This window comes from Thalassospira sp. MCCC 1A01428, from assembly GCF_002115825.1.
GTDB lineage: Bacteria > Pseudomonadota > Alphaproteobacteria > Rhodospirillales > Thalassospiraceae > Thalassospira.
In genome coordinates this window covers 24,808-50,233 of record NZ_JFJZ01000021.1, presented here as the reverse complement: position 1 = coordinate 50,233, position 25,426 = coordinate 24,808, and the positions used below count along the sequence as shown (strand labels likewise).

Below are 25,426 nucleotides of genomic sequence, written 5' to 3'. Positions count from 1 at the left end.
ATCCCTATGCTGCCTGGATGACGGAAACAAATTTGTCGGTTGCCTGTCGCAGAACCACAAAGTTCTTTGACAGGCTTTCGGTTGCCGCCTGAACCGCTTCGGATGCCGCACCGACTTCGTTTACCGTGGAATTAACATTGCCGATACTTTCACTAACAACCCTGGTGCCTTCCGCAGCCTGGCTGATGTTATAAGCAATCTCACGGGTGGCAACATTCTGTTCCTCGATCGCTGCGGCAATATTTGACGAAATTCCATCCATCTCTGCGACTGATTTGCGTACAATACTGACCATGCTGACAGCATCACCGGTTCGTTTCTGAACGTTCACAATCTGATCGGAAATTTCCTGTGTCGCCTTGGTTGTCTGAACAGCCAATGCCTTGACCTCGCTTGCAACAACTGCAAATCCCTTACCGGCCTCGCCTGCACGTGCGGCTTCAATCGTGGCATTTAGCGCCAAAAGATTTGTTTGTTCGGCAATTTCGGTAATCAGCTCCAGAACAGATGCAATACCATTGGCCGCGTTGGACAATTCTTCCATTGTCTTCTGCGTTGACGATGCCTGGTCAACCGCTGTCTGCATCAACTTCGAAGACAGGCTGACCTGGCGGTTAATTTCGTCAATCGATGCATTCAGTTGTTCGGTTGCCGCCGCAACAGAACTGACATTGCTGCTGGCTTCCTCGGTGGCACCGACAACGGTATTGGATTGACTGCCAGCTTCAACAACCAGGCCAACCATACTGGCCGATGTCGCTTGCAGTTCGGTCGAAGCGGCCGCAACAATGTGCAAAATTTCGCCAACACTGATATTAAAGTTTTCAGCGGTACGGTTCATCATTTCCCGGCGCTCGATAACAGCCAGACGTTCCTGTTCAACCGCCTGTTCTTCCAGTTCTCGCGCCCGCAATGTATTTTGGCGAAACACCTCAACCGACCGCGCCATGCTGCCAATTTCATCTTTCTGGTCGGTGGCGGGAATAACAACGTCGAAGTCATTGTTCGCCAGCCGGCGCATGGTTTCGGTAATCCGCATGACCGGCTGAGACAACCGAACCCCCAATACCAGGGCAAGAACCACCCCAACAACAAGACCCGCAAGGCCTGCGATCAGCATGTCAATCATTGTCGACTTAATTGTAGTCTCGGTTGATTGACGAATATTTTGTTCAATACGTTGAAAATCGTCCAGTAAAGCTTCGGCATTATAAACAATAACCTCGGCCGCTTTGGCCATATCGCCATCGATCAGTTCAACAATCTGGCGTTCGTCACTGCGTATAATGTCAAATGCCTTGCGATATTCGTCAAAGACCTGCCGGGAATCATCGAGTGCCTTTTGTTGCTCCTGCTCAATCCCCTGTTCAGATAATTTATCAAAACTTTTGCTCAGGGCTTCGAACTCGTTTGCAGCACGTTCCCCAAAGCTGTCATCTTTGCGCCCGATCAGGATGTTGGCATATAAGCGCGCCAGAAGTGCGTGTTCCCGGGCTTTTGCAGCCTGGTCCATCATACCGGTGTCATCCCGGTTTTTGGCCAGATCAATAATATGACCAAGGTTGGCAATCATACGTTCGCCGTTCGGCTCCAGCCTTTTAAGGATAACGGATCGATATTCGTCGCTAAGTTTTTTGGCCCGGTCAAAATTTTCCAGGTAGGCGTTCAGATCCCGCTCCATTGTATCAAGTGCATCAATATGAGCCTTGTTGATAAAAACCGCGCGGGCCGCCTCAATAAGAGGCTGCAAATCACGCGCAGCCTTGCGTACGGCTTCGGCATCCTTTTCGCGGCCGGAATAGGCAAACTCGCGGGCATGTAGCCGCAGTTTTACAAAATTTGCCTCGATATGAGAGGTCAGGGTCGCCTCTTCAACGCTTAGGGCATATTTTTTCACGTCCTGGGAAACCGTAAAAAAACTGTAGCCAGAAAAAGCCAGCGCCGAAAGAAGAACGGCCAGGACAACGGCAAAGCCAATAAATATTTTGGTGCGAATTTTTAAATTCGACATTTGATTGTTCCTTGTTTCTGCCGCTATCCGCATATCGCCGTTGCAGGCAATAACCATTCACCTGGCCAATCTATACAGACGCATAATTTCGCAATATCCACATTTGGGGAGTGTCAAAACCCGCGCAAAAAAAAGACCGCACTTCACGGGGATAAAGTGCGGCCGAGTTAGAGGCAAAGCCCGGAAATATCCGAATGCCTGTCCGGTTTACAAAACCGGATAAGGGAGGATCACAGCACATATCAGCCGGCTGCCGGCGAATTCTCTTTAACGGTAAAACCCGCTGCCAGCGTGACTTTCGCTGTGGTGACGGTCTTATGTCTATCCTGTTTCGCAACCCGGCACAGTCCCCATATTGGGACTGTAAATTTACCCTGATTGCCCCTGAAAAAAAGCACCGCCACCCCGCGTAAAACCCCTTCCAGCCTGATAGCACCGCGCCCGGAACACCCCTTAATGGTTATGGAACAAAGCTGTTATTGCTCGCGTTCAGGAATAAGGGAGCCTCTGACACAAACCCGAAAACGTTTGAGCAACCGTTGCAACGTGCCGGTTGGGTCCATGTGGCAGGGGAGATGTTTCGATACACGTTGAGGCAGCAAAACGGGCGCTATGCCCGACCGGCAACACCCTGCCAAACGTGCATCAAAGGCGAAACCATTCCCAAAGAACGGCGAACCGCGCCGGCCCCGCCGGGGCCTGTCGAAAAACCGAATATTTGGAGAAAATTGAATGTCATCGTCCGACAACGACGTGGCTGAAAAACCCAAATCGCAACTATGCCCGCCTGTTTTTTTCGGGTCTGCGATTTTGATTTTTCTGGTGGTTTTATTCACCATCACCATGCCCGAAACCGCCAAAGGTACCTTTGACAGCGTACAGTCATGGTTAACCGGTAATTTTGGCTGGTTCTATATGCTCAGCGTTGCTGTGTTTTTGTTTTTCTCGTTGGGGCTGGCCGTCAGCTCCTATGGTGAAATCAAGCTGGGACCCGATGATTCCGAACCTGATTACAGTTACACATCCTGGTTTGCCATGCTGTTTAGTGCTGGCATGGGCATCGGGTTGATGTTTTATGGGGTTGCCGAACCGGTATTACATTACGACAACCCGCCCATTGGCGATGGTGGCACCATGGATGCTGCCCGCGAAGCCATGTCGATTACATTTTTCCACTGGGGCATTCATGCATGGGCGATTTACGCCGTTATGGGCATGTCGCTGGCCTATTTCAGTTTTCGGCATAATTTACCGTTAACAGTGCGTTCAGCCCTGTATCCGTTGATCGGCGAACGCATTCGCGGGCCGATTGGCCATACGGTTGATATTTTTGCCGTTCTTGGCACCATGTTTGGTGTGGCAACCTCCCTGGGGCTGGGGGTTTTACAGGTTAATTCCGGGCTGCATTATCTGTTTGATGTTCCCCAATCCGAAATTACCCAGTTAATCCTGATTGCCGTTATTACCGGCTGTGCAACCATGTCCGTGGTTGCGGGCCTTGATAGCGGGATCAAACGCCTGTCTGAACTGAATCTGTTTTTGGCGCTGGCCCTGTTGCTGTTTGTGTTGCTGGTTGGCCCGACAGTTTATCTGCTGCAAACCCTTGTCCAAAATGTTGGCCTGTATCTTAGCGAAGTCGTCAACAAAACCTTTAACCTGTTTGCCTATGAACCCAATGACTGGATTGGCGGCTGGACCCTGTTTTACTGGGCCTGGTGGATTGCGTGGTCGCCGTTTGTGGGCATGTTCATTGCCCGCGTTTCACGGGGCCGGACCATTCGTGAATTTGTTATCGGCGTGCTGTTTGTACCGGTTGGCTTTACCTTTATCTGGCTAACGTTTTTTGGTAATGCCGCGATGTGGCTTGATATGGGGCCTGCGGCCGGGGCCATTTCAGACGCCGTCGGTGCCGATATTTCAACAGCCCTGTTCAAATTCCTCGAAAACTTTCCGTTCGCCAGTGTTTCGTCCCTGCTGGCAACCATTCTGGTGGTGACCTTCTTTGTTACATCATCGGATTCAGGTTCATTGGTGATTGACATCATTACATCGGGTGGTCAGGAAGACCCGCCAGTTTGGCAGCGGGTTTTCTGGGCCGTTACCGAGGGTGTTGTTGCCGCTGTGCTGCTGGTGATGGGGGGGCTGAATGCCTTGCAAACCGCATCGCTTACTGCAGCACTGCCCTTTTCCATTGTCATGTTGTTTGTCTGTTATGGCCTGCTAAAAGGGCTAAGACTGGAAAAGCTGAAGAAATACAGCATGGGACTGGCACCGGTAACATCGGTGCATGGCGCGCATGTGCCGTGGAAAACCCGGTTACAAACCATTGTCAGTTACCCGCGGCTGGACAGATGCAAAACATTCCTGGGTGAAACAGCCATTCCCGCCCTTGATGCCGTTGCCATGGAATTGCGCGGGTCGGACCTGAACGTAAATGTTAGCCATGATGACATGGAAGTTCGGCTGGAAATATCCCATGGCGATGTTCAGGATTTTGTCTATGGCGTACGTTTGCGCAGTTATTCACTGCCCGATTTCGCCTTTCCTGAAAGCAAATCGCCGGCAAAAACAAACAAATACTACCGCGCCGAGGTCTTCCTGCTTGATGGCGGGCAGGATTACGACGTGTTTGGTTACAACAAGGAACAGGTTATCGCCGATGTGTTGAACCATTACGAAAAACACCGGCATTTCCTGCATTCGTCTGCAACAGCATAACATCTGAAAACCCGGCATCCATATCTGAAGGATGCCGGGTTTTACCCCGCCAGCAATAACAGAGATGTCGTATAGCCTGACAAATGCCTGTCAATACCGTTTTCCGACTTGATACCCAACCTTAAGATGATTAAATCATAATTAACTATAACAAAAGTGGCCATTACTTATTTGGTATCTCGGTAGACGATTAATCAGCATTTTCACACCTTCCATATCGGGGGACGACACATGCAGCTGGGAAAATTCGGTATAGCAACCAAGATATTCGCCATTATTGCCGTTCTTGGCATCGCGATTATTGCCATATCTGCCAACGGTTATTACAGCCTCAACACCATGAATCAGTCGTCCCGGGTGCAGGAAGCTGCCGGCAACGAGGCCCTTGATGGGCTGCGACTGACAAAGCTGGTGACATCCCTGAACCGGGCCGAATTTCGCATTGCAGCTGACCCCACCCCCGAGACCATCACCGAATTGAACAAAACCATTACCCGCGAAAGCGCGGAGTTCGAAAATATTCTCGCTGAAACATCGAAGACGGCAGGCCCGAAACGTCTTGCGCTGCTGGAAGATGTTCAAAACCGCTATCAGGTTTATCGCCAGGGGGTGGGAAAGTTGCTGCAAACGGCAAACAGCAGCCTCACAGGCACTGATAGCGGCGACCTTGCCGGTTCACTGGTTGGCATTGCACGCGCCAACCGCGAAGGGGCCCGCGACCTGAACAACAGTATCCGTGCCTATGTTACCTATGCCGAAAAACGCCTGGACACATCCATTGCGGCGGCAAACACGGCATTTGGCACTGGTGTTACAATTACCATAATTGTCGCCATTGGCGGCCTTGCCCTCGGGCTGGGTTTGGGGATCATCATTGCCAGATTTGGTATCGTATCGCCGATCCGCAAAATTGTCGTCGCCTTGAAAGAACTGGCCAACAACAACCTGGATGTCGAGGTTTACGGCACGGACCGGGCTGACGAAATTGGCCAGATTGCCGGTGCAATGGAAATTTTCAAAACCAATATGGCCCGCAACCGCGAAATGGAAGAAGCCGCCGAACGTGCCGAACAACAGGCACAAGAGGACAAGCGCCGGATCATGGAAGATCTTGCCAACCAGTTTGAACAGACAGTTGGCGCGATTGTGACCATCGTGGCATCAACAGCGACCGAACTGGAAACAGCCGCTCAAGTCCTGACAGGGACGCTGGATGAAACCAACAGCCAGTCCAGTAATGTGTCCGCCGCGGCCACACAGGCCAGCACCAATGTTGAAACTGTTGCGACCGCCTGCGAAGAACTGGCCGCATCCGTGCGCGAAATTGGTGAACAGGTTTCAAATTCGTCTGATGTGACACAAATGGCCGTCGAAAAAGGCCTCGAAACCCAAAAAACCGCCGAAAGCCTGGTCGAATCAGTTCAAAAAATCGGTGAAGTCGTTAATCTTATTCAGGATATTGCCGCCCAAACCAACCTTCTGGCCCTGAACGCCACCATCGAGGCCGCCCGCGCCGGAGATGCAGGCAAAGGCTTTGCCGTGGTGGCATCCGAAGTAAAAAACCTGGCAACTCAAACGGCAAAGGCAACGGATAACATTACCAGCCATATCGCCGAAGTTCAAAATGTCACTCAGACCACGGTCGATGCCATTCGCGATATTTCCGATGTCATTTCACGCACCCGCGAAACATCTTCCTCAATTTCATCGTCTGTTGAGGAACAAAACGCCGCCACCGAGGAAATTGCCCGCAATATTGCCCAGGCCTCGGCTGGCACACACGACGTTTCCGCCGCCATATCGCAAGTCAGCGAAGCCGCGAACGAAGGCGGGGCTGCAGCAGGGCAGGTTTTATCAAGCGCACGCGAGCTTTCAACCTCGGCCGAAAATTTACGCCGCGAGGTCGATAACTTCATTGCCAAGGTCCGCGCAGGTTAGGGCTAAAACAGACCCGACACAGGGCTACGCACATAATCGAAAAACCCGGACCGTAGCAGTACGGAAAAGGCCATCAATATCGGGGAACATGACAGGGACTGTGGCGACAAAAGCAGATGTCATGTTTCCTGTCAGGCCACCTGCCGCCGCTCCAGATGAAATGTAACTATTGGGCGGTACCGGCTATTTTTAGCGGTTCGGCCTGCGTGGAAGAGGACCCTGCGGTGACCCCGGGATAGGCGCGAGGCACCATCAGCCGCACCGGATAGGGCGACAGGCTGATTTCACAGGGCATTTGCCCGGCACTTTCCCCGTCGATCTGCACGGGGGCGGGGCCACAATGGCTGGTGATTGTTAACCGTTCGGTGCGGATCACGCTGACGTCGGATTGGCGAAAAAGGCGGTTCATTGTTAAGGCCAGCCCATAGCGTGCGGTTGCCAGGCTGCCGCTGGCGGGCATTAGAACCACATCCAGCTTGTTATCGGTCAGGCTGGCCTGCGGCGAAATGATAAACTTGCCGCCATAATGGCTGGCATGGGTGGCAACCACCCCGGCCACCCGGTATTGGTCACGACCGATATTAACCTCGAAATCGCGATGGCGGGGAAAGGCAATATTGCGCAGCCCTTCAAGCACATAGGCCCCCTTGCCAATCAGCCGTTTTAATTTCAGCGATACATTTGCCACCGTGTCGGCATCGGCACCGATACCGACCATCAGAAAAAACGCACGCCCGTTTACCAAACCGGGTCGCACCCAGACATGAACCGGGTCGTTGATATAGCTGGCAACCGCCCGCGTATTTACGCCCAGACCAACTTCCACGGCCAGCACATTTGCCGTTCCCAACGGAATGATTCCCAATGGCGGAACGTCGTGACCATCGATTTGCGCATCAAGCAAACCATTCAAGGCCTCGTTTAACGATCCATCCCCACCCGCGACATATAACCGCCGCCCGGCGCGTACCCGCTTTGCCAGTTCTCGGGCATGACCGGGATGAGTTGTTTGTAATAATTCAACTTTTACCCCTGCCCGCTGAAGTATAGATGACAAAAACCGCTGTTTGTTACCACCGGCACGCGGGTTAAAAATAATCGTGATGCCATCATCAGACATGAAACAAATATTACCTGTAATAAAAATGAAAAATATTTTCTTTACCCCCTTATACAAAAGTAAACATGTAACAAAATCCTTTCAATACTGATAAATTTATGTGAACGGGTTATGTGTTCGCTCTTTTTGTTTTATTCAGATAGTGGTCGAGCCCAATAAAACGGTGCCTGACCATCCTTTGAATGGGGACATGGAGGGCAACGATGACAGCAATGAACACGAAACCGCATTACCGCACGGTGTGGATTTCTGATGTACATCTGGGAACACGCGGTTGCCAAGCAGAATTGCTGGTGGATTTTTTAAATGAAGTCACGGCCGATACCTACTACCTGGTCGGCGACATCATTGATGGTTGGCGACTGAAAAAAAGCTGGTACTGGCCGGAAAGCCACCATGCCGTCATCACCAACATCATGGAAAAGGCCAAAAATGGTGCGAAGGTTATCTTCGTGCCCGGCAACCATGATGAATTTGCCCGTGAATTTGTCGATATGACATTTGGTCATGTCGATGTCCGCATGAACGACATTCACACCACCGCCGATGGCAAACGCCTGCTGGTCATACATGGCGACGAATTTGACGGGGTTGTCAAATATGCCCGCTGGCTCGCCTATCTGGGCGACACGGCCTATAACCTTGCCATCATGCTGAACCGGTATTTCAACGCTGCCCGGCGCAAACTGGGTTACGGCTACTGGTCGCTATCGGCGTATCTTAAAAACCGGGTTAAAAACGCGGTTCAGTTCATTTGCGACTTTGAAACCGCCGTGGCCCACGCCGCAACCAAACGCAAGGTTGACGGGGTGGTTTGCGGCCATATTCACCACGCCGAAAAACGCATGATCGGCAAGGTTCTGTATTGCAATGACGGCGACTGGGTTGAAAGTTGCACCGCCCTTGTCGAACACAGGGACGGCGAGCTTGAATTGTTGCACTGGGCTGAAATGCGCAATATGGCGATGTCCTATATTGGCCCGTCCGATGCCAATAGCACCACCCCGGCAAGCCTGGGCCTGGGACGGTTAATGTCCCTGTTTCGAAGTGCCACACCACAATCCACGTCCGCACATTCGGGGAAAGGCCGCGCTTCGGGCGCGCAAACGCAAAACACCCCCATGGGAAAAACAGCATGAGAATTCTGATTGTCAGCGATGCCTGGCGCCCGCAAGTCAATGGCGTTGTCAGAACGCTGGAAACCGTGCGTGACGAACTGATTGCCGACGGACATGACGTTCGCGTCATTTCGCCCGATCAGTTTACAACCATTCCCTGCCCGACTTACCCGGAAATCCGGCTGGCCATTTTTCCCCGGCGCAAATTGTCGCGCATGATTGACGCGATGCAACCTGTTGCCATTCATATTTCAACCGAAGGCCCCCTTGGCCAGGCGGCCCGCGCCTATTGCCTGAAACGCAAATTACCGTTTTCAACCGCCTATCATACCCGGTTCCCTGAATACCTTCACGCGCGGACCAAATTGCCGCTTTCCATTTCCTATCGCGGGATGCGCCGGTTTCATGGCAAATCACAATCGGTAATGGTCGCCACAGATTCCCTGCGCGATGAACTGACCCAATGGGGGTTTGACAATTTGCAAATCTGGTCACGCGGGGTGGATTTATCGCTGTTTCACCCGCGCGAACATGCCAGCTTTGGCGATTTTCCAAAACCACACTGGCTGTTTGTTGGTCGGGTCGCAGTCGAAAAAAATATCGGACATTTTCTGAACCTTGACCTGCCCGGCACCAAATTTGTCGTCGGGGACGGCCCCCAGCTAAACGAATTGAAACAAAAACATCCCCAGGCGCAGTTTCTGGGCAAAAAAACCGGCGAAAGCCTGGCTGTTGCCTTTGCCTCGGCCGATGTTTTTGTCTTTCCCAGCAAAACAGATACCTTCGGGCTGGTCATTCTTGAAGCCCTGGCATCGGGCACACCGGTTGCCGTTTTCCCGGTGCAAGGCCCTGCCGACATTGTACGCGGCACCAAGGCAGGCGCCATCAACGACGATTTGCGCCAGGCCGCCCTTGATGCCTTAAAACTGAACCGCGCCGATGCCCGCGCCCTGGCTGAAAAATATAGCTGGCATCATTCGGCTCAACAGTTTTTGCACAACCTGGCCCCGTTTTCGGGCGGGTTTAATGGCGAAGTCGCCGCCAGAATTACCCTTTCCGAAGGCCTGGGCACCGGCACGGCACAAGACAGTCCCCTCATCGCAGGAGCGACAAGCGCCCCGCAAAGCGATATTCCGCAGCCCCAGCCTGCCCAATAATTTTATTGGATTGTGCTGTTGTTGCTATTGTCACCAATGCGCGGGTTGCCCGCAAGTGACCCGACATCGCGATACAGGGTTTGATATGTTTGCAACGCGGTAATGGCATCGGTGCCCAGCCAGCGGCGGAACAATAGCAGCACTAAATAGACCGGGAAAATCCGATGCAGCACCGTTGCCAGTGGCCGCAAGGGCGCTGCATTGCGACCTGCATGCAACTGATATTTATGCCATCCCAGTTGTAAAAGATCGGGCCGTTTTTTTATTTCACGCTGGATTGAAAACAAAAACAGCAAAACGTCGCGTGCCTGCGCATCGGCGATTAGCATGCATCCTTCCGGGTCTTCTTCAAAATCGATAAACCCGGTGCTGCCATCCTTGCAAATCGTGATGTTACGCAACAATGGCGCGCCATGGGCGCACTCACGGGCATGTAAATCGGCCAATCCGGTTGCGGCCCTTTCAATCAGGTCACAGGTTTTAGCTGTGTCACCCGCTGCAACCGCCGCCTTGATCTGATCTTTCAGGATGTGGCCATTATCGCGCAGCACAATCCAGTCATCATCGATCATAACCAGTTCAGGAACATGAACGCCGTGGTCGCGCATGCGCAATAAATGGCTGGTTTCAAAACGCAACCCGCGACAACCGCCAGGCGAAACAGTAGGGCGCAACATTGGAACCGCCAATATACCGGCGGCAGCACGTTGAAAACGGTGCCATACCTTTTGTTTCGGGGCGACAGCCTGTTTGACCCACAAACGTTGGCCGTGCCAACACAATGGAAACACACGGGCACCCGGCCCGTGCGACAGAGTACATTCAATCGTATTTTTAAGGTGTTTGCTCATTTCTTATTTTTTTAAACGAACCATATAACCTGCAATGCGGTGCATGACTTTTGCGGTGCTGTACGATTTTCCCGATGCCAGCCTGTGCCTGGCGACATACGGATACTTGCCGTCAAGCCATCACCGTGGTAGCAAACTGCACGGAAAATCGGGCAGAATTGGGCCTTGATAAAAGGCAAAACAGGGGCAACCCGCCGGAAAAATCCGGTTTCACCAAGCTGTGCCACAACAACCAGGAATATCTTCTTGTCCAAGCAAAATATCGACCATACCAGCGATCATTGGAATACATGGCCGATGGTCAAACGGATCGTTCGTGAGGCGGTTCGCCCCTATATCGGTAAAATTGTTCTGGCCCTGTTATTCATGGTGGTCGTCGCGGCGACAACCGGCGCGTCTGCCTGGCTGATGGACCCGGTGATCAATGAAATTTTCATCAACAAAAACGGGGCCATGCTGTTTCCGGTCGGGGCTGCGGTTTTAATCACCTTTGCCCTTAAGGGCTTTGGCAATTATGGGCAGGCCGTGATGATGAGCTATGTCGGCGGGCGCATTCTGGCCGACATTCAAAACCGGCTTTATAACCATGTCATGAGCCTGGATATTGGTTTTTTCCATGGTACGAACAGCGGCAAACTGATTGCGCGCTTTACCAGCGACGTTGGTGCCATGCGATCCGCCGTATCCGAAAGCCTGACCGGGTTTGGCAAAGACCTGATGTCGGCAATTTTTCTGATCGCGGTGATGTTCTTCAAAGACTGGCAACTGGCCTTCATTGCCATTTTTGTGTTCCCGATCGCCATTCTTCCCATTGCGCGCCTTGGCAAACGCATGCGGAAAGTGTCGGCAAACACGCAGCAACAAATTGGCGAATTTGCCACCTTGCTGGAACAAACCTTTCAAGGCGTTCGTCATGTCAAAGCCTATGGCATGGAAGAATATGAAAGCACCCGGGTCGGCAAACTGGTTGATTATATCTTCCATCTGAATTTCAAGGCACAAAAAGTCCGGGCGCGCTCATCCCCCATTATGGAAACACTGGGTGGCGTCGCCGTTACCGCCATCATTGTTTATGGTGGTTACCGGGTGATCGAGGGCAGCAACGACGCAGGCGGTTTTTTTGCGTTCATTACCGCCCTGTTAATGGCCTATGAGCCAGTCAAACGCCTGGCCAATATCAACATGAATTTGCAGGCTGGCCTTGCAGCATCGCAACGGGTTTTCACCATTCTGGATATCGAACCAGATATTAAAGACAAACCCGATGCAAAGGCACTGGCTGTTTCGGGGGGGGCCGTTCGGTTTGATAATGTTGATTTCACCTATGGTGAAGACGGCGAAAACAATGCCCTTAGCGGCATTAACCTGGATATCGCCGCCGGGCAGACCGTGGCCCTTGTCGGACAATCGGGTGCCGGGAAATCAACCATTCTGAACCTGATCCCGCGGTTTTACGACATCAACAATGGCAGTATCTCGGTTGACGGGCAGGATATTCGCGATGTGAAACTTGCCAGCCTGCGCCAGGCAACAGCGCTGGTCAGTCAGGAAATTTCCCTGTTTGACGATACGGTTCGGTCCAACATCGCCTATGGCAGATCCGGTGCCAGCGAAGCCGAAATCGAGGAAGCGGCACGCAATGCCGCAGCCCACGATTTTATCATGCAGCTTGAAAACGGCTATGACACCATTGTTGGGGAACATGGCGTCAAACTTTCGGGTGGACAACGCCAGCGCATTGCCATTGCCCGGGCGATGCTTAAAAACGCCCCGATCCTGCTGCTTGATGAAGCAACCTCGGCACTTGATACAGAGTCCGAACGCCACATTCAAACGGCCCTTGCCCATCTGATGAAAGACCGGACAACGCTGGTGATTGCGCATCGCCTGTCAACGATTATCGATGCTGACAAAATTTGTGTTATTCATCGTGGCAAGCTGATCGAACAGGGAAAACACGAAGAGTTACTTGCCCTTGGCGGCGCCTATGCCAACCTGTATAACCTGCAATTTTCCGAAGAACCGGGTAAAAACCCGCAGATGGTGGCAAATCAGGACTGAGATGCGTGAAGTGGTATAAGGGAATTATCAAAAGCCAAATGGCACGGGCAACCCTGTGCCATTTGGCGGCATTTTATATTCGTGTCATTCGCCATACAGGGCGCTGGCGCCAAAACGGCACCGACTTGCCACGCCAGATGCTGGAAAACGGGCAACCCTTTATTGTTGCTTTCTGGCATCAACGCCTGTTGATGATGCCCTATACCTGGAAAATTGTGGGGGGGAACACCCCTTTTAACATGCTGATTTCATCACATCGTGATGGTGAAATCATTTCGCGTATCATTGGCCATTTCGGCATTGCGACCATTGCCGGATCCACCGGCAAGGGCAAAGGCGGGGCCAATGCCCTGCGCAGCATTTTGAAATCCCTTAAGGCTGGCGAAGTTGTTGGCATGACCCCCGATGGCCCGCGCGGTCCGCGCATGCGTGCCTCAAGCGGCATTATCACTGCCGCCAAAATGAGCGGCGTCCCCATCTTCCCGCTGACCTATTCCATAACCAGCCGCCGGGTTATGCGTAGCTGGGACCGGTTTGTATTGCCATTTCCATTTTCCAGCGGGTCCTTTTCCTGGGGGGATCCAATTTACGTGGACAAGGGGCTGGACAATGACGGGCTGGAAGCAAAACGCCAGGAACTGGAAGACAAACTCATCAGCCTGACCCAGAAATACGACCGTGAATATGGTCTGGACATTATCGAACCGGCAGGGCTTGATGAAGTGGCCAAACAAAAACGGCCCCGCCGTGACGCCGGAGACGCCACACAATGAGCCTGTTTTACGCCTATCGCGCGGCAACGCGCATGTTAGGCCCAATTGTTGGGCTTTATCTGCATCGGCGTAAAAACCGCGGCAAGGAAGACCCTGGCCGCATTGGCGAACGTTTTGGTCATCCGGGCCAACGGCGCCCCAACGGCCCTTTGGTATGGATCCACGGGGCCAGTGTGGGGGAATCCCTTTCAGCGCTTCCGGTTATTGATCGCCTGCAACGCGACCATCCCGAATTTCACATACTGGTCACAACCGGAACGGTTACCTCGGCGCGCATGATGCTTGAGCGCCTGCCCGAAGGGGTTATTCACCAGTTCATCCCGGTTGACCGGCAGGTTTATGTTGCCCGGTTTTTGCACCACTGGCGGCCTGATATCGCCCTGTGGCTGGAAAGCGATTTATGGCCCAATATCCTGACGCGAGCACGCAAGTCGGGGACAAAAATTGCCCTGCTAAATGGCCGTATTTCCGAACACAGTTTTAAAAGCTATCGCCGGTTTTCGTCTTTCATTCGCCCGGTCATGGCCTGTTTTAATGTTGTTCTGGCGCAAACCAGCGAAGAATCCGCCCATTTCACCGAACTGGGCGCACCAAACGTTATGACCACCGGCAATCTTAAATTTGCTGCCCTTCCGTTGCCGGTTGATGAAACAGACCTTCAAAAAACCCGCGAACAACTTGATAACCGGCCGGTCTGGCTGGCATCAAGCACCTTTGAGGGCGAAGAAACCATCGCCGCAGAAATCCACGTAAAACTGCGCGAAAAACACCGTGGCCTGTTAACCATTGTCGTGCCGCGTCATCCCAACCGCGCCCCCGCCATTGAGGCCGCCCTGATGGCAAAGGGCCTTCGCGTAGCCCGGCGTAGCATGGGACACATCATTACCCGCGATACCGATATATTTCTGGGCGATACCATTGGCGAAATGGGGCTTTATTATCGGCTGGCGCCAATCTGCTTTATTGGCAAAACCCTGGCTGTCGGTGGCGGACAAAACCCGCTGGAACCCGCCCGGCTGGGCTGTGCGATCCTGCATGGGCCTGATATGAGCAACTTTAGCGAAATCAGCCGCGAAATGCTGGCCGAGCGCGCCTGCCGCCCCTGTACGGATGCCGAAGATCTCGCCCGCCAGCTTGACCAGTTGCTGACAAACCCGGCAGCCTGCACGGCGCTAACCCAGGCAGCCAGCACCTATGCCAGCAGCAAGGCCGAAGTACTTGATCGTACCATGACTGCGATCAACGACCTGTTCGTGGCGTGCCGGGGGCCCCATGCACGCCCCTGACTTTTGGCAAAAAAACGGTTTCCTGGCCCATATACTTAGCCCGGCATCATGGATATGGCGTGCCGGTGCCGCGTGGCGACAGGCAACGACAACGGCCTTTCACCCCGGCTGCAAGGTCATTTGCCTGGGAAATTTCACAGTGGGCGGAGCAGGCAAAACCCCGTCGGCCCAGGCATTACAGGCCATTTTGCGCGACCTTGGCCATACCCCGCATTTTTTAAGCCGGGGATATGGCGGAAGCCTGAGCGGGCCGCATCAGGTTACCATTAAAACCGATACCGCCATGCAGGTCGGGGATGAACCCCTGTTGCTGGCGCGTTTAGGCCCGGCATGGATTTCGCAAAATCGTGCGGCGGGTGCGCGCGCAATCAAACAAGCCGGTGCCGATGTCATTATCATGGATGACGGGTTGCAAAACCCCGGCGTAATAAAAGATTTGGGCATTGTTGTTATTGATGGTGCCACCGGTTTTGGCAATGGCCGGGTGATGCCAGCCGGGCCAATGCGCGAAACATTGCGAAGCGGTTTTGCCAAAGTCGGCGCGGCCATTATCATTGGCCATGATAAAACCGGTGTCCAAAAACATATTCCGGCCCATATACCGGTTTTCACCGCCAAAATCGTTGTGCAAAACCCCACTGATTTTGCCGGGCAAAAAGTTGTCGCTTTTGCCGGCATTGGACGCCCGGAAAAGTTTTATCAAAGCCTGCGTGATTGTAATGCCGACATTGTTGGCACACATGATTTTGCCGACCATCACATGTATAAACCTGACGAAATACAGGCATTACAAGGGTTGGCACAAAAGCATGGCGCGCAGCTGGTCACCACAGAAAAAGACCTGGTGCGCTTGCCTTTCGCCGCTCAAAACACCATAAAGACCCTGCGCATTGCCCTGGAATTTGACGATATGGCTGGCGTGATAAATTTGATCAAAACGGTATTTGCCAATGGCGCATAAGAACAGCAACATCAGTAATTTTCAGCGTTTTTTCAGCTATCCCCTGCAGGGGTTGATTACGCATATCTTTTTCTGGTTGTTTGCGGCCCTGTCGATTGACAAGGCATCGGCCTTTGGTGCCCGTATTGGCCGCTGGATTGGCCCCAAACTAAGTGTCACGCGACGTGCCCGCAAAAACCTGGAACGGGCCTTTCCCGAAAAAAATACCGCCGAGATCGACGGAATTATCGGCGATATGTGGGAAAATCTGGGTCGCAGTGTTGCCGAAGTTCCCCATATCCATAATATCCGGCCCGGGTCGGAACGACTGGAAGTGGTTGGGCTGGAAAATGGTCTTGCCCTTAAAAACGACGACAAACCCGGCCAGTTTTTTACCGCGCATGTTGGTAACTGGGAAGTTGCCATGTTGCTGGCCCGGGCAATGGACCTTGACATGATGTGCGTATACCGTGCCCCCGACAACCCCTGGGTCGACAGAATTTTCACCCGTGCCCGGCGCGGTTTTCAGGGCGAACTGGTCCGCAAGGGGCCGGAAGGCGCACGCAAGCTAACGGCCTTTATGCGCAAAGGCGGCCATGCCGCCATGCTGGTTGATCAGAAAATGAATGACGGCATTGCCGTGCCGTTTTTTGGTCGCGATGCCATGACGGCCCCGGCACTGGCGCAATTTTGTCTGCGTTATGATGCCCCGGCCGTACCTGTACGCCTGGAACGCCTGCACGGGGCGTATTTCCGCATGACCTTTTACCCGCAACTCGATATTGTTAAAACCAGCGATCGCCATGCTGATATTCTTGCAATCATGACGAACGTAAACGCCATCATGGAAGGCTGGATCCGCGAGCGTCCTGCACAATGGCTGTGGGTACATCGCCGCTGGCCTGACTGATCCTGACCTGGAACTTCCGCTGACCCGAAGATGGCCTACCGGAATGCGATGAAGGACAATGCCGTGCGCATGCGACTGCTGACCGGTATGGTGCTGGTAATCCTGTTTGTGATGCCTTTTGCCCACAGCGGTATGGCATCGGAACAAAGCGACATTCGCAACAACGCGATACAGTTACGCCTGACGATTGCCCGCTTTGATCTTGATTTGCAAAAACGCATCCGGGATGCCCTGCAAGCCGCGCCAGACCGTGTTATTCACTGCAAAAACGGCCCCGATACCCTGGCAAACTGCTTTGCCGGGCCATATCGAAACCTTGCCCGGCCCGCTGTTACCCTGAAATCGGGCAGCATTGATCAGGATGCTGCATCAACACCTTTAAATGATGTGCGCACCGCCGAGGAACGTTATGCGCTTTATAACGAACGCATGAACAAAACCAATGATCTGCTATCGCGGGCCGGGTTACCCCTGTACATACCGCAGCGCGACCTGACCCCCGACATTGACGATTTACGCAAGCGCATCCTGACTTATATGGAAAACCGCCAGACCAGTGATCTGCGGTATGAAAAGTTTTATCTTATTCTTGGGGTCCTTGCGGTATTGGCGGCAATATTTGGCGCATTATATTTATTATTGCGCCGCTTTAAGGGATAGACTGGCAACGAATAGCCGCCATGACCGTTTGGGGTAGCAAATTATATTCAATTTAATTGATTTTCACCCCAAAGACCGCTAACCGGTAACCCTTAGATGGCCCGTCGCGGCCTTTAAGATCACGTCTTGGTTCCGACGGGTTTGACCCTACGTTCTACAGTACAAAAGGTTTTACATTGGAAAACCAGCAACCATATTGGCAGGATGTTCTGGTAACCTTGCGGCAGATTATTCGCGCTACCGATTTGCATTCCAAACGCATGATGAAAATTTGCGGACTGACCATTCCGCAGGTGATGGTTTTACGGGCGATTGATGAATTACAAAATGTAACCGTACGCCGCATTTCCAATCATGTTTCGCTAAGTCAGGCGACCGTCACCACCATATTAAACCGCCTTGAACAACGTGGTTTAATGGAACGGCGCAGATCCACCACCGACAAACGCGTGGTAAATACCGTGCTGACCGATAGCGGACGCGAAATCATCGCCAATGCCCCCGATCTGTTGCAGGAAGAATTTATTCGCCAGTTCGAGGAAATGCCAGCCTGGGAAAAAACCCAGATGCTGTCCTCGCTGCAACGGGTGGCAACCATGATGCATGCTGAAAAAATAGATGCGTCGCCGCTTCTTGATGTTGCGGCTGTTATTTCGCCCGATCAAAACAGCTCGGCAGCATAAAACATCTTCCGACGATCAAAACCGACAACCATAAACGTGGCCGCACACACGATGTGTTCAAGGCACGATAAAATGGTGACCATTGCGCCGTGAATCACCCGCAGCCACCAGCTTGTCGCCTTTTGCGTTTAGAGCCGCTGCATGTACGCCGCCAAAAAACATATCGCTTTCCTGCCAGCGATGTTGTTCGTTCAAGCGCAATTGATCCAGAATGGCAAGGTCAAAGCCCGGTTCAATGGACAACAATCCGTCGTCAAAATGCATTCTGGGTGCGGCAATCGCATCTTCCAGTGACATGCCAAACACATCAAGGTTCAACAATACCTGCATCATGGTCGAACGGATACGGTTTGACCCGCCAGACCCCAACGCCACCGCCGTGCCATCCTGCGCCAAATACAAGGCTGGCGTCATCATTGATGTCATGCGTACGCCGCAAGGCCAGGTGTGAAAGCCGTCGGGCGATAAATCAGCCTCGCCCAGCATGTTATTAAGCAAAACACCTCGGCCCGGTATCATCCGCCCCGAAGTCGAGCCATTTGACAAGGTTGCTGCCGCCAGATTGCCAAACTGGTCCACCACCGAAATATGGGTGGTACCGTTTTGGGTTAAGGGCCGGTCGCCGATCAGGCTTCGATACCCTTCACAAAATTCATCCCCCAATATCGACGGGGCAGCCCCGTATTCGCCCCGGACAACTGACGTTGTTCGCAAAATTTCGGATATCGCATCAAGATGGCGGGCATCGCCAAAATCACCCAGTTCCAAATCGCGCGCCAGTTTCAAACCAAACCCGGCCAAAACCCCGCCTGATGCCGGCGGCGGGTTTAAAACAAAACGCCCGTTACGCCCGCTGACCAGCAACGGGTCGCGCACCAAAACGCGATACGACGCCAAGTCATCGCCGGTAATATAACCACCATTGTCACGGCAGGCCGCAATCAGGGTTTGGGCAATATCGCCCTGATAAAAGCTGCCCGCACCGCTTTTTGCCAGTTCTTCAATCGTTGCGGCCAGTTGCGACTGAACATGGAGATCACCCGCATTCGCCACGCGAAACGCAGTGCCAGTGCCAGTGCCAGTGCCATCACATTCTGCCTGTTGCAAGTCGCCTTTGGCACCATAAATTGCCCGGGTTTCTTCGCAAAACCCCAGTAACGGGGTTACAATATTCATAACGTAATTCTGGAAATCATCGATGACGACACCGTCACGGGCCAGTTTGCAGGCCGACTGTGCCAAATCGGCCATCGGCAAATGGCACAAATCGCCATGCACCGCAAATAACCCGGCAACCATACCCGGTGTTGCCACAGCCCCGTAACCGCCATGAAATTCCTGCGTTACACCCCCGGCAAACCGGGCGATACAGCTTTCAAATTCAAGGCTTTCACCCGGGCGTTTGGCGAGCGGTGTTTCGACAAAAAAATCATATAACCGGGGTGTTTTCCCTGCGGGTCGGGCCATTAAAAAACCGCCACCACCCAACGATGCCAGCACCGGTTCCGCCACACAGGCCGTCCACATTGCAGCAATAATCGCATCAAAGGCCGTGCCCCCCGCCTCAAGCACGTCCTGTGCGGCGCGGGCTGTTTGTTCGTGCCCGGCGGCTACGGCACCCCGGGTATGGCAGGTTTCATCGCCCCGGCGAGGTGTCATTTTTTCGCCCCCGCCAAAACCTGTTCCATCGGTGGCACCAGCAAGGCCGCATCAATGCGGGTTGGGCCAACATTTACCCGCCAGTCCAGATGCGGCCCGGTGGCACGGCCACTGGCCCCCGAATGCGCCACCACATCGCCCTGATGCACCACATCGCCAACTTTGACGTCAATTTTCGACAAATGCAAAAAGGCCGAAACAACGCCAAGGCCATGATCAATAAACAATGTTGCGCCCGAAAAATACATATCGGGATGGGCAAGGGTTACAACCCCGTCCGCCGGGGCAACAACGGGTGTTCCCATTGGTACCGCAACATCAACCCCCCAATGGGCCGCGCGCGGTTGGCCGTTTAAAATGCGTTGCGATCCATAAACCCCGCTAATGCGCCCGGTCGCGGGCCAGATAAAGCCGGATTTATAATATTCAGTGGCAAATCGTTCGGTGCGGGCTTCGCGGGCCTGGCGGGAATCATCCTTGATCCGGTCCATCACTGTCGGGTCCGGCGTCACCATTTTGGGCGGCAAACCATCAATACGCTGAATGTTAAATTCGCGGTGTTTGATCGGATAGGTGAATTGTTCGGTGCTGCCATCGGCATGGGTCAATGTCAGGGTGGCCGGGCCTTGATAATCGCGTTCAAATCCCAGGGCAAAATTGCCATCCGGGGCGATTGTATCAATCTTTTCGCCGTCCAGCATCACGCTGGTGCCCGGCGTTGTCTGACCAAAGACAACCCCGCCCTGGCTAAACGCACCTTTAAATTCCGGCGCGCTGGCCTGTGCGGGCATTCCCGCCGCCGTCATTCCGGCCAGCACGGTTGCAATAAATGCCAGTTTCGTTACCCAACGCATTATAACAGGCTCCCTTGGCGGTCATCATCTTTGGGGCGCGGATCTTTTTTGCGCCGGGGTTTTTCAGGTTTCGGTCGACCTTGCGCGTCATCATCCGGCGACGTTTTCACCGATTCTGGATCTGCATCCGGCGCCGGGTTGTTTTGCCCGTCAGGCGGGGTTTGGGTACTGCCGCCTGTGACTGCATGACCGGCCACCACATTGGCAACACCGTCCTGCATTTCCAGAACATATCCTTCCCCGTCGACAAGTGATGCTGCCTGTGCGCGTAATTTACCGTTCCGGTCACGGACCACGGCGAAACCGCGTTTTAAAACATTGCGGTACGAATAACTTTCCAGCAGCCGGTCATAGCGAGCCAGCCCGTCTTTTTCGCGGGTGATGGTGTTTTTTACCGCGGCATTCAGCCGTGAGGCCAGGTCGGCCACATGTTTACGTTCGCGGTTAATGTCGCGGGTCGCATTGCCGGGGCGCAACCCCGCCGCCGCCTGGTCCAGCCGGGCTTTCTGGCTTTGCACCCGCGCACTGATGGCACCATGCAGCCGCAGCCGGGCATTTTCCAAACGCCCCCGTTTTTCCGACAATTGTTCGCGCGGGCTGACCAGCCGGGCACTGGTTTCGTTCAACCGCGATTTTGCCTGTTGCAACATCGCCTGTACCGCACGCGGCAACCGGTCGGACCAGTTATCGAGCATCTGGGCACGGTCTTCGAGCATTCGTTTCGGGTCGCCCAGCCCACGCCCGGCACTATCAAGGGCGATACGTTTTTCTGCCCCCAGTCGCCGAACAGCCTGCGCCAGCCGCTGCCCGTCGTCGTTGACCTGTGCCAATAAATCCAGCCGTACCGGCACTGCCTTTTCCGCCGCCCCCGTCGGGGTTGGCGCGCGCAAGTCGGATACATAATCAATCAGGGTGGTATCGGTTTCGTGGCCAACCGCTGAAATAACCGGAATGGTCGATTCCGCCACTGCACGGGCAACGATTTCCTCGTTAAAGGCCCATAAATCTTCCAGCGAGCCGCCTCCACGCGCCACAATCAGCACATCGGGGCGGGGAATATCGCCATACGGCAGTAATTCGTTAAAGCCGCGCACGGCATGGGCTACCTGCTCGGCTGCCCCCTTGCCCTGCACCATAACCGGCCACAATAATACCCGGCGTGGAAACCGTTCGCGCAGGCGATGCATAATATCGCGAATCACCGCCCCCGTGGGCGAGGTGACAATACCGATAACATCGGGCAAAAAAGGAATCGGACGTTTACGGTCAGCCTCGAACAGGCCCTCGGCAGCCAGTTTTTTCTTGCGGTCTTCCAGCAATTTCAACAGGGCGCCTTCACCGGCCACTTCCATGCTGTCGATCACGATCTGGTATTTCGACCGGCCCGGAAAAGTGGTGAGACGCCCGGTAACAATCACTTCCATGCCGTCTTCGGGCTGCACACCAAGTTTACCTGCGGCCCCGCGCCAGCACACGGCATCAAGTACCGCACTGTCATCCTTAAGCGCCAAATACAAATGGCCGCTGGATGCCCGTTTGAAACCTGAAATTTCGCCACGCACCCGGACAAAGGAAAAGGCATCCTCGACCGTGCGTTTCAGCGCGTTGGACAAATCGGAAACCGAAAATTCCGGCAGGTTGCCAGATTGTTGCGGTTGCGGTGCATATGGGTCGAACAAATCTTGCGTCATCAAGGGTACTTTATGCTAAAAGCCCGCGTGAATTATTAACGCGGTTACGTAAAACATTACGCAGTGGAGATGTGAAGCCTAAAGGATCACATCTGGACCATCAAGCAGTCGGGGTAAAAGTCATGAAAGTTCTGGTCGTTGGCGGTGGTGGACGGGAACACGCATTATGCTGGGCAATTGCACGAAGCCCGCGTTTGACCAAACTTTGGTGCGCACCGGGCAATGCCGGGATCGCCGATTCTGCGCAATGTGTTGCCATTGCCGATAGCGATATGGACGGTCTGGTAAAATTTGCCACCGATCATAAGGTTGACCTGGTGGTGGTTGGCCCCGAAGCGCCACTGGTTGCCGGTTTGGGTGACGCGTTGGCAGCTGCCGGTATTAAGTATTTTGGCTGCACCGGGGCCGCTGCCCAGCTTGAAGGTTCCAAGGGTTTCATGAAGGACATGGTCGCCAAATTTGGCGTACCAACGGCTGGCTATGGCCGCTTTACCAATCGTGACGACGCCCGCGCATTTGTTGAAAAAACCGGCGCGCCCATCGTGATCAAAACCGATGGCCTGGCCGCAGGCAAGGGTGTGACCATTTGTGAAACCATCGCTGACGCCTATGCCGCCATTGATGACGCCATGATTGGCGGCAAATTTGGGGATGCCGGGGCCGAACTGGTGATTGAGGAATTTTTACGCGGTGAAGAAGCATCATTTTTTGCCGTGTGCGATGGCAAAAATGTAATTCCGCTGATTGCGGCACAGGACCATAAAGCCGTTGGCGAAGGCGACACCGGCCCCAATACCGGCGGCATGGGGGCCTATTCCCCGGCACCGGTATTTACCAAAACGGTTGAAGATCGCGTAATGCGCGACATTATCGTGCCCACGGTCGAGGGCATGGCCGCCGAAGGCCACCCGTTTAGCGGCGTTTTGTTTGCCGGACTGATGATTGACGAGAACGAAAACCCGAAACTGATTGAATATAACATCCGTTTTGGCGACCCGGAATGCCAGGTTTTAATGAGCCTTCTTAAATCCGACGTGCTGGATATTCTAGAAGCATCAGCCAACGAAACGCTGGATCAGGTTACCCCGCAATGGCATGACGAAACCGCCCTTGTGGTCGTGATGGCCGCCAAAGGCTACCCGGGATCGTATGAAAAAGGCAGCGAAATTAAAAACATTGATGCCGCCAATGCCATGGAAAACGTTAAGGTTTTACACGCTGGCACCAAAATGGATGGCGATAAATTAACCGCAACCGGCGGCCGGGTTCTGGGTGTGACGGCACGCGGCACCAGCGTTGGCGATGCCCAGAAACGCGCCTATGAAGCCGTTGATACCATTGATTGGGACGGTGGTTTTTGCCGCCGCGATATTGGCTGGCGTGCAATTGCCCGCGAACAGGCCTGATCTGCCAAAACGGCGAACATCGGTTTGCCTTAATCTGTTCCTATGAAACGAATCACCTCCTGTTTTCACGATCCTGAACCGGCCCCCGGTTTTCAGGATCGTGAACTTCATTTCGTTTCAAGGAAACCCGCCTATGCCCCCTGCTTACGCAAGGCCAATGTCGGCGCGCACCACATTGTTGCAGCCTCTTCGGGTGTCGGTGGCACTGGCAACCATTGCCCTTATCCTGTCACTTGGGTTTCTTGCCTTAACAGCGTGGCATTCGGCCTATCGGCTTAGCCCGCTTGAAAATCACATTCGTCAAATTCAGGGTTTACAGCAAACCGACATTGCCATCGGCAAATTGCTGACCCGCCACCTTGGCAGTCACCAACCGCCAACGGCGATGGAACTGGCACATATCCGCGCCGATCTGGACGATTTATTGCAGCAAAACGGGCAATTATCACCCAAAACGCCCGAAAACCTGCGAATGGCGTCAGATTATCTTTCCTTGCCAATTGATAACCCCAGCAGCAACCTGATTGGTGCCTTGTCCCTGATCCGCAAGGTTTTGACACAGGAAAACGCCCTGCAACAGCAGGCAATAAAAACGGCCCGCCAGTCGGCCGATCAGGAATTTACCATCGCCCTGATCGCCTTGATCGCAACCCCGATCCTTGCCATTGCCGTGATGATATGGTTTCGCCGCCGGGCGTTTCGCGCAGTTAGCAGACTTTCGGAATTATTAGATAACGTTGCCAGTTTGCGATTTGTCGAAATCAGGCCGGTATCGGAAAACGACCCGCTCGCGCCGATCTATGACCACTATAATGAAATGACGGCCAGCCTGCGCACAGTAGCGCAGCAAAGCCGGGACCATACCGACCAGCTTGAAAACCAGGTGCGTGCCGCATCCGAAACCTTGTTACGCCAACAGGCAGAGCTTGAAAACGGGGCAAAAATGGCCGCGATTGGCGAATTTTCCGCCCGACTTGCCCATGAGTTGCGCAACCCGGTATCAGGTATTTCAATGGCCCTGCGCAATATGGAAATTGAAACCGAAGACCCCGACCACCGCGAACGCCTGGGCCTGATTGCCGGGGAAATGGACCGGGTAACGCGATTGTTAAATTCATTATTGCAAAACAAATCCTTTACCTTGGAAACGCCGGTGCAGGTATCAAGCGACCAATTGGTTGGCGATGTGGTTAAATTGTTTGGCTATCGCCTGCCCACGCATATTTCAATCAAGGTCCACAGCGAAAATCACACTATCGTTCTGCCGCGCGACACGGTACGTCAGGTGTTGCTTAATCTGTTGAAAAACTCGTGCGAGGCGCTGGGTGACCAGCCCGGCACCATTACTGTTTCCTTTGACGTTGCGAAAAACACAGCCCGCCTGACCGTCGCCGACACCGGACCGGGATATTCCGAGGCCCTGTTGACGCGGGGTATTCGGCCGTTTCAAACGGGCAAGGCGGATGGCGTGGGCCTTGGCCTGTCGATTGTGTAACATCTGGTACATGGCGCGGGCGGCACCCTTCACTTTGATCGCAACACCAATGGCGGCGCCAAAACCGTTATCGAATTCCCCTGCGAGGAGCCTGA

The 25,426-nt window shown here is 53.6% G+C and carries 19 protein-coding genes; 13 read left to right on the top strand and 6 right to left on the bottom strand.

The genetic code is table 11. The annotated features are described in order from the left end of the window. Nucleotides 1-4: 4 nt before the first annotated feature. The gene (locus THS27_RS15780) at nt 5-2,011 is read right to left on the bottom strand and encodes a methyl-accepting chemotaxis protein (RefSeq protein ID WP_168184914.1); all 2,007 of its coding nucleotides are present in this window, start codon (nt 2,009-2,011) and stop codon (nt 5-7) included. 732 nt (nt 2,012-2,743) lie between these two features. On the opposite strand from THS27_RS15780, the gene THS27_RS15770 reads away from it, so the two are divergent. Further along, nucleotides 2,744-4,729, top strand: a complete 1,986-nt coding sequence (locus THS27_RS15770; RefSeq protein ID WP_085592531.1) for a choline BCCT transporter BetT — start codon at nt 2,744-2,746, stop codon at nt 4,727-4,729. Between the two features lie 231 nt (nt 4,730-4,960). Then, entirely contained in the window at nt 4,961-6,667 is a 1,707-nt protein-coding gene (locus tag THS27_RS15765; protein ID WP_085592529.1) for a methyl-accepting chemotaxis protein, read from the top strand. A gap of 166 nt (nt 6,668-6,833) precedes the next feature. Here THS27_RS15765 and THS27_RS15760 read toward each other — a convergent pair whose 3' ends face one another. Continuing rightward, nucleotides 6,834-7,787: a diacylglycerol kinase family protein gene (locus THS27_RS15760; RefSeq protein WP_085592527.1), complete on the bottom strand. Its 954-nt coding sequence runs from the start codon at nt 7,785-7,787 to the stop codon at nt 6,834-6,836. 203 nt (nt 7,788-7,990) lie between these two features. Here THS27_RS15760 and THS27_RS15755 point away from each other — a divergent pair, with 203 nt between their 5' ends. Both THS27_RS15755 and THS27_RS15750 read left to right on the top strand, forming a co-directional pair. Then, complete coding sequence (locus tag THS27_RS15755; RefSeq protein WP_085592526.1) at nt 7,991-8,926, top strand: UDP-2,3-diacylglucosamine diphosphatase; 936 nt, start codon at nt 7,991-7,993, stop codon at nt 8,924-8,926. Continuing rightward, nucleotides 8,923-10,062 (top strand): glycosyltransferase family 1 protein, encoded by a 1,140-nt coding sequence (locus THS27_RS15750; RefSeq protein WP_085592524.1) that lies wholly within the window; start codon nt 8,923-8,925, stop codon nt 10,060-10,062. The genes THS27_RS15755 and THS27_RS15750 overlap by 4 nt, the downstream gene beginning before the upstream one ends. Before the next feature lie 2 nt (nt 10,063-10,064). Here THS27_RS15750 and THS27_RS15745 read toward each other — a convergent pair whose 3' ends face one another. Beyond that, entirely contained in the window at nt 10,065-10,913 is an 849-nt protein-coding gene (locus tag THS27_RS15745) for a hypothetical protein (protein ID WP_085592522.1), read from the bottom strand. 297 nt (nt 10,914-11,210) lie between these two features. Between THS27_RS15745 and msbA the strand changes: the two genes are divergently transcribed. The 7 genes from msbA (at nt 11,211) to THS27_RS15705 (ending at nt 18,226) form a co-directional block, all read left to right on the top strand. Further along, a complete protein-coding gene (msbA, locus tag THS27_RS15735) occupies nt 11,211-12,974 on the top strand; it encodes a lipid A export permease/ATP-binding protein MsbA (protein WP_085592611.1) in 1,764 nt (587 codons plus the stop codon). A 5-nt stretch (nt 12,975-12,979) separates the two neighbouring features. Continuing rightward, nucleotides 12,980-13,747 (top strand): lysophospholipid acyltransferase family protein, encoded by a 768-nt coding sequence (locus tag THS27_RS15730; RefSeq protein WP_168184913.1) that lies wholly within the window; start codon nt 12,980-12,982, stop codon nt 13,745-13,747. Further along, nucleotides 13,744-15,033 (top strand): 3-deoxy-D-manno-octulosonic acid transferase, encoded by a 1,290-nt coding sequence (locus tag THS27_RS15725; RefSeq protein ID WP_085592516.1) that lies wholly within the window; start codon nt 13,744-13,746, stop codon nt 15,031-15,033. The genes THS27_RS15730 and THS27_RS15725 overlap by 4 nt, the downstream gene beginning before the upstream one ends. Continuing rightward, nucleotides 15,020-15,994 (top strand): tetraacyldisaccharide 4'-kinase, encoded by a 975-nt coding sequence (lpxK, locus tag THS27_RS15720; RefSeq protein WP_085592514.1) that lies wholly within the window; start codon nt 15,020-15,022, stop codon nt 15,992-15,994. The genes THS27_RS15725 and lpxK overlap by 14 nt, the downstream gene beginning before the upstream one ends. Next, a complete protein-coding gene (locus THS27_RS15715) occupies nt 15,984-16,883 on the top strand; it encodes a lauroyl acyltransferase (protein WP_085592513.1) in 900 nt (299 codons plus the stop codon). The genes lpxK and THS27_RS15715 overlap by 11 nt, the downstream gene beginning before the upstream one ends. Before the next feature lie 63 nt (nt 16,884-16,946). Then, nucleotides 16,947-17,543, top strand: coding sequence for a hypothetical protein (locus THS27_RS15710; protein WP_168184912.1), 597 nt, complete (start codon nt 16,947-16,949; stop codon nt 17,541-17,543). Nucleotides 17,544-17,719: 176 nt separating this feature from the next. Continuing rightward, nucleotides 17,720-18,226, top strand: a complete 507-nt coding sequence (locus tag THS27_RS15705) for a MarR family winged helix-turn-helix transcriptional regulator (protein WP_085592509.1) — start codon at nt 17,720-17,722, stop codon at nt 18,224-18,226. 57 nt (nt 18,227-18,283) lie between these two features. Here THS27_RS15705 and THS27_RS15700 read toward each other — a convergent pair whose 3' ends face one another. From THS27_RS15700 to xseA, 3 genes are read right to left on the bottom strand one after another with little or no spacing between them, the layout of a single operon-like run. Next, nucleotides 18,284-19,885 carry a gamma-glutamyltransferase family protein gene (locus tag THS27_RS15700; RefSeq protein ID WP_085592507.1) on the bottom strand — a complete coding sequence of 534 codons (1,602 nt, stop codon included), beginning with the start codon at nt 19,883-19,885 and terminating at the stop codon, nt 18,284-18,286. Continuing rightward, on the bottom strand, nt 19,882-20,739 hold the full coding sequence (locus THS27_RS15695) for a M23 family metallopeptidase (protein WP_085592505.1): 858 nt from the start codon (nt 20,737-20,739) through the stop codon (nt 19,882-19,884). Before THS27_RS15695 ends, THS27_RS15700 begins: the two co-directional genes overlap by 4 nt. Then, nucleotides 20,739-22,430, bottom strand: coding sequence for an exodeoxyribonuclease VII large subunit (gene xseA / locus THS27_RS15690; protein WP_085592503.1), 1,692 nt, complete (start codon nt 22,428-22,430; stop codon nt 20,739-20,741). Before xseA ends, THS27_RS15695 begins: the two co-directional genes overlap by 1 nt. A 122-nt stretch (nt 22,431-22,552) precedes the next feature. Here xseA and purD point away from each other — a divergent pair, with 122 nt between their 5' ends. Together purD and THS27_RS15680 are read left to right on the top strand one after the other, a co-directional pair. Next, nucleotides 22,553-23,836, top strand: coding sequence for a phosphoribosylamine--glycine ligase (gene purD / locus THS27_RS15685; protein ID WP_085592501.1), 1,284 nt, complete (start codon nt 22,553-22,555; stop codon nt 23,834-23,836). A gap of 133 nt (nt 23,837-23,969) precedes the next feature. Beyond that, a complete protein-coding gene (locus THS27_RS15680) occupies nt 23,970-25,331 on the top strand; it encodes a sensor histidine kinase (protein ID WP_085592499.1) in 1,362 nt (453 codons plus the stop codon). Nucleotides 25,332-25,426: the final 95 nt, after the last annotated feature.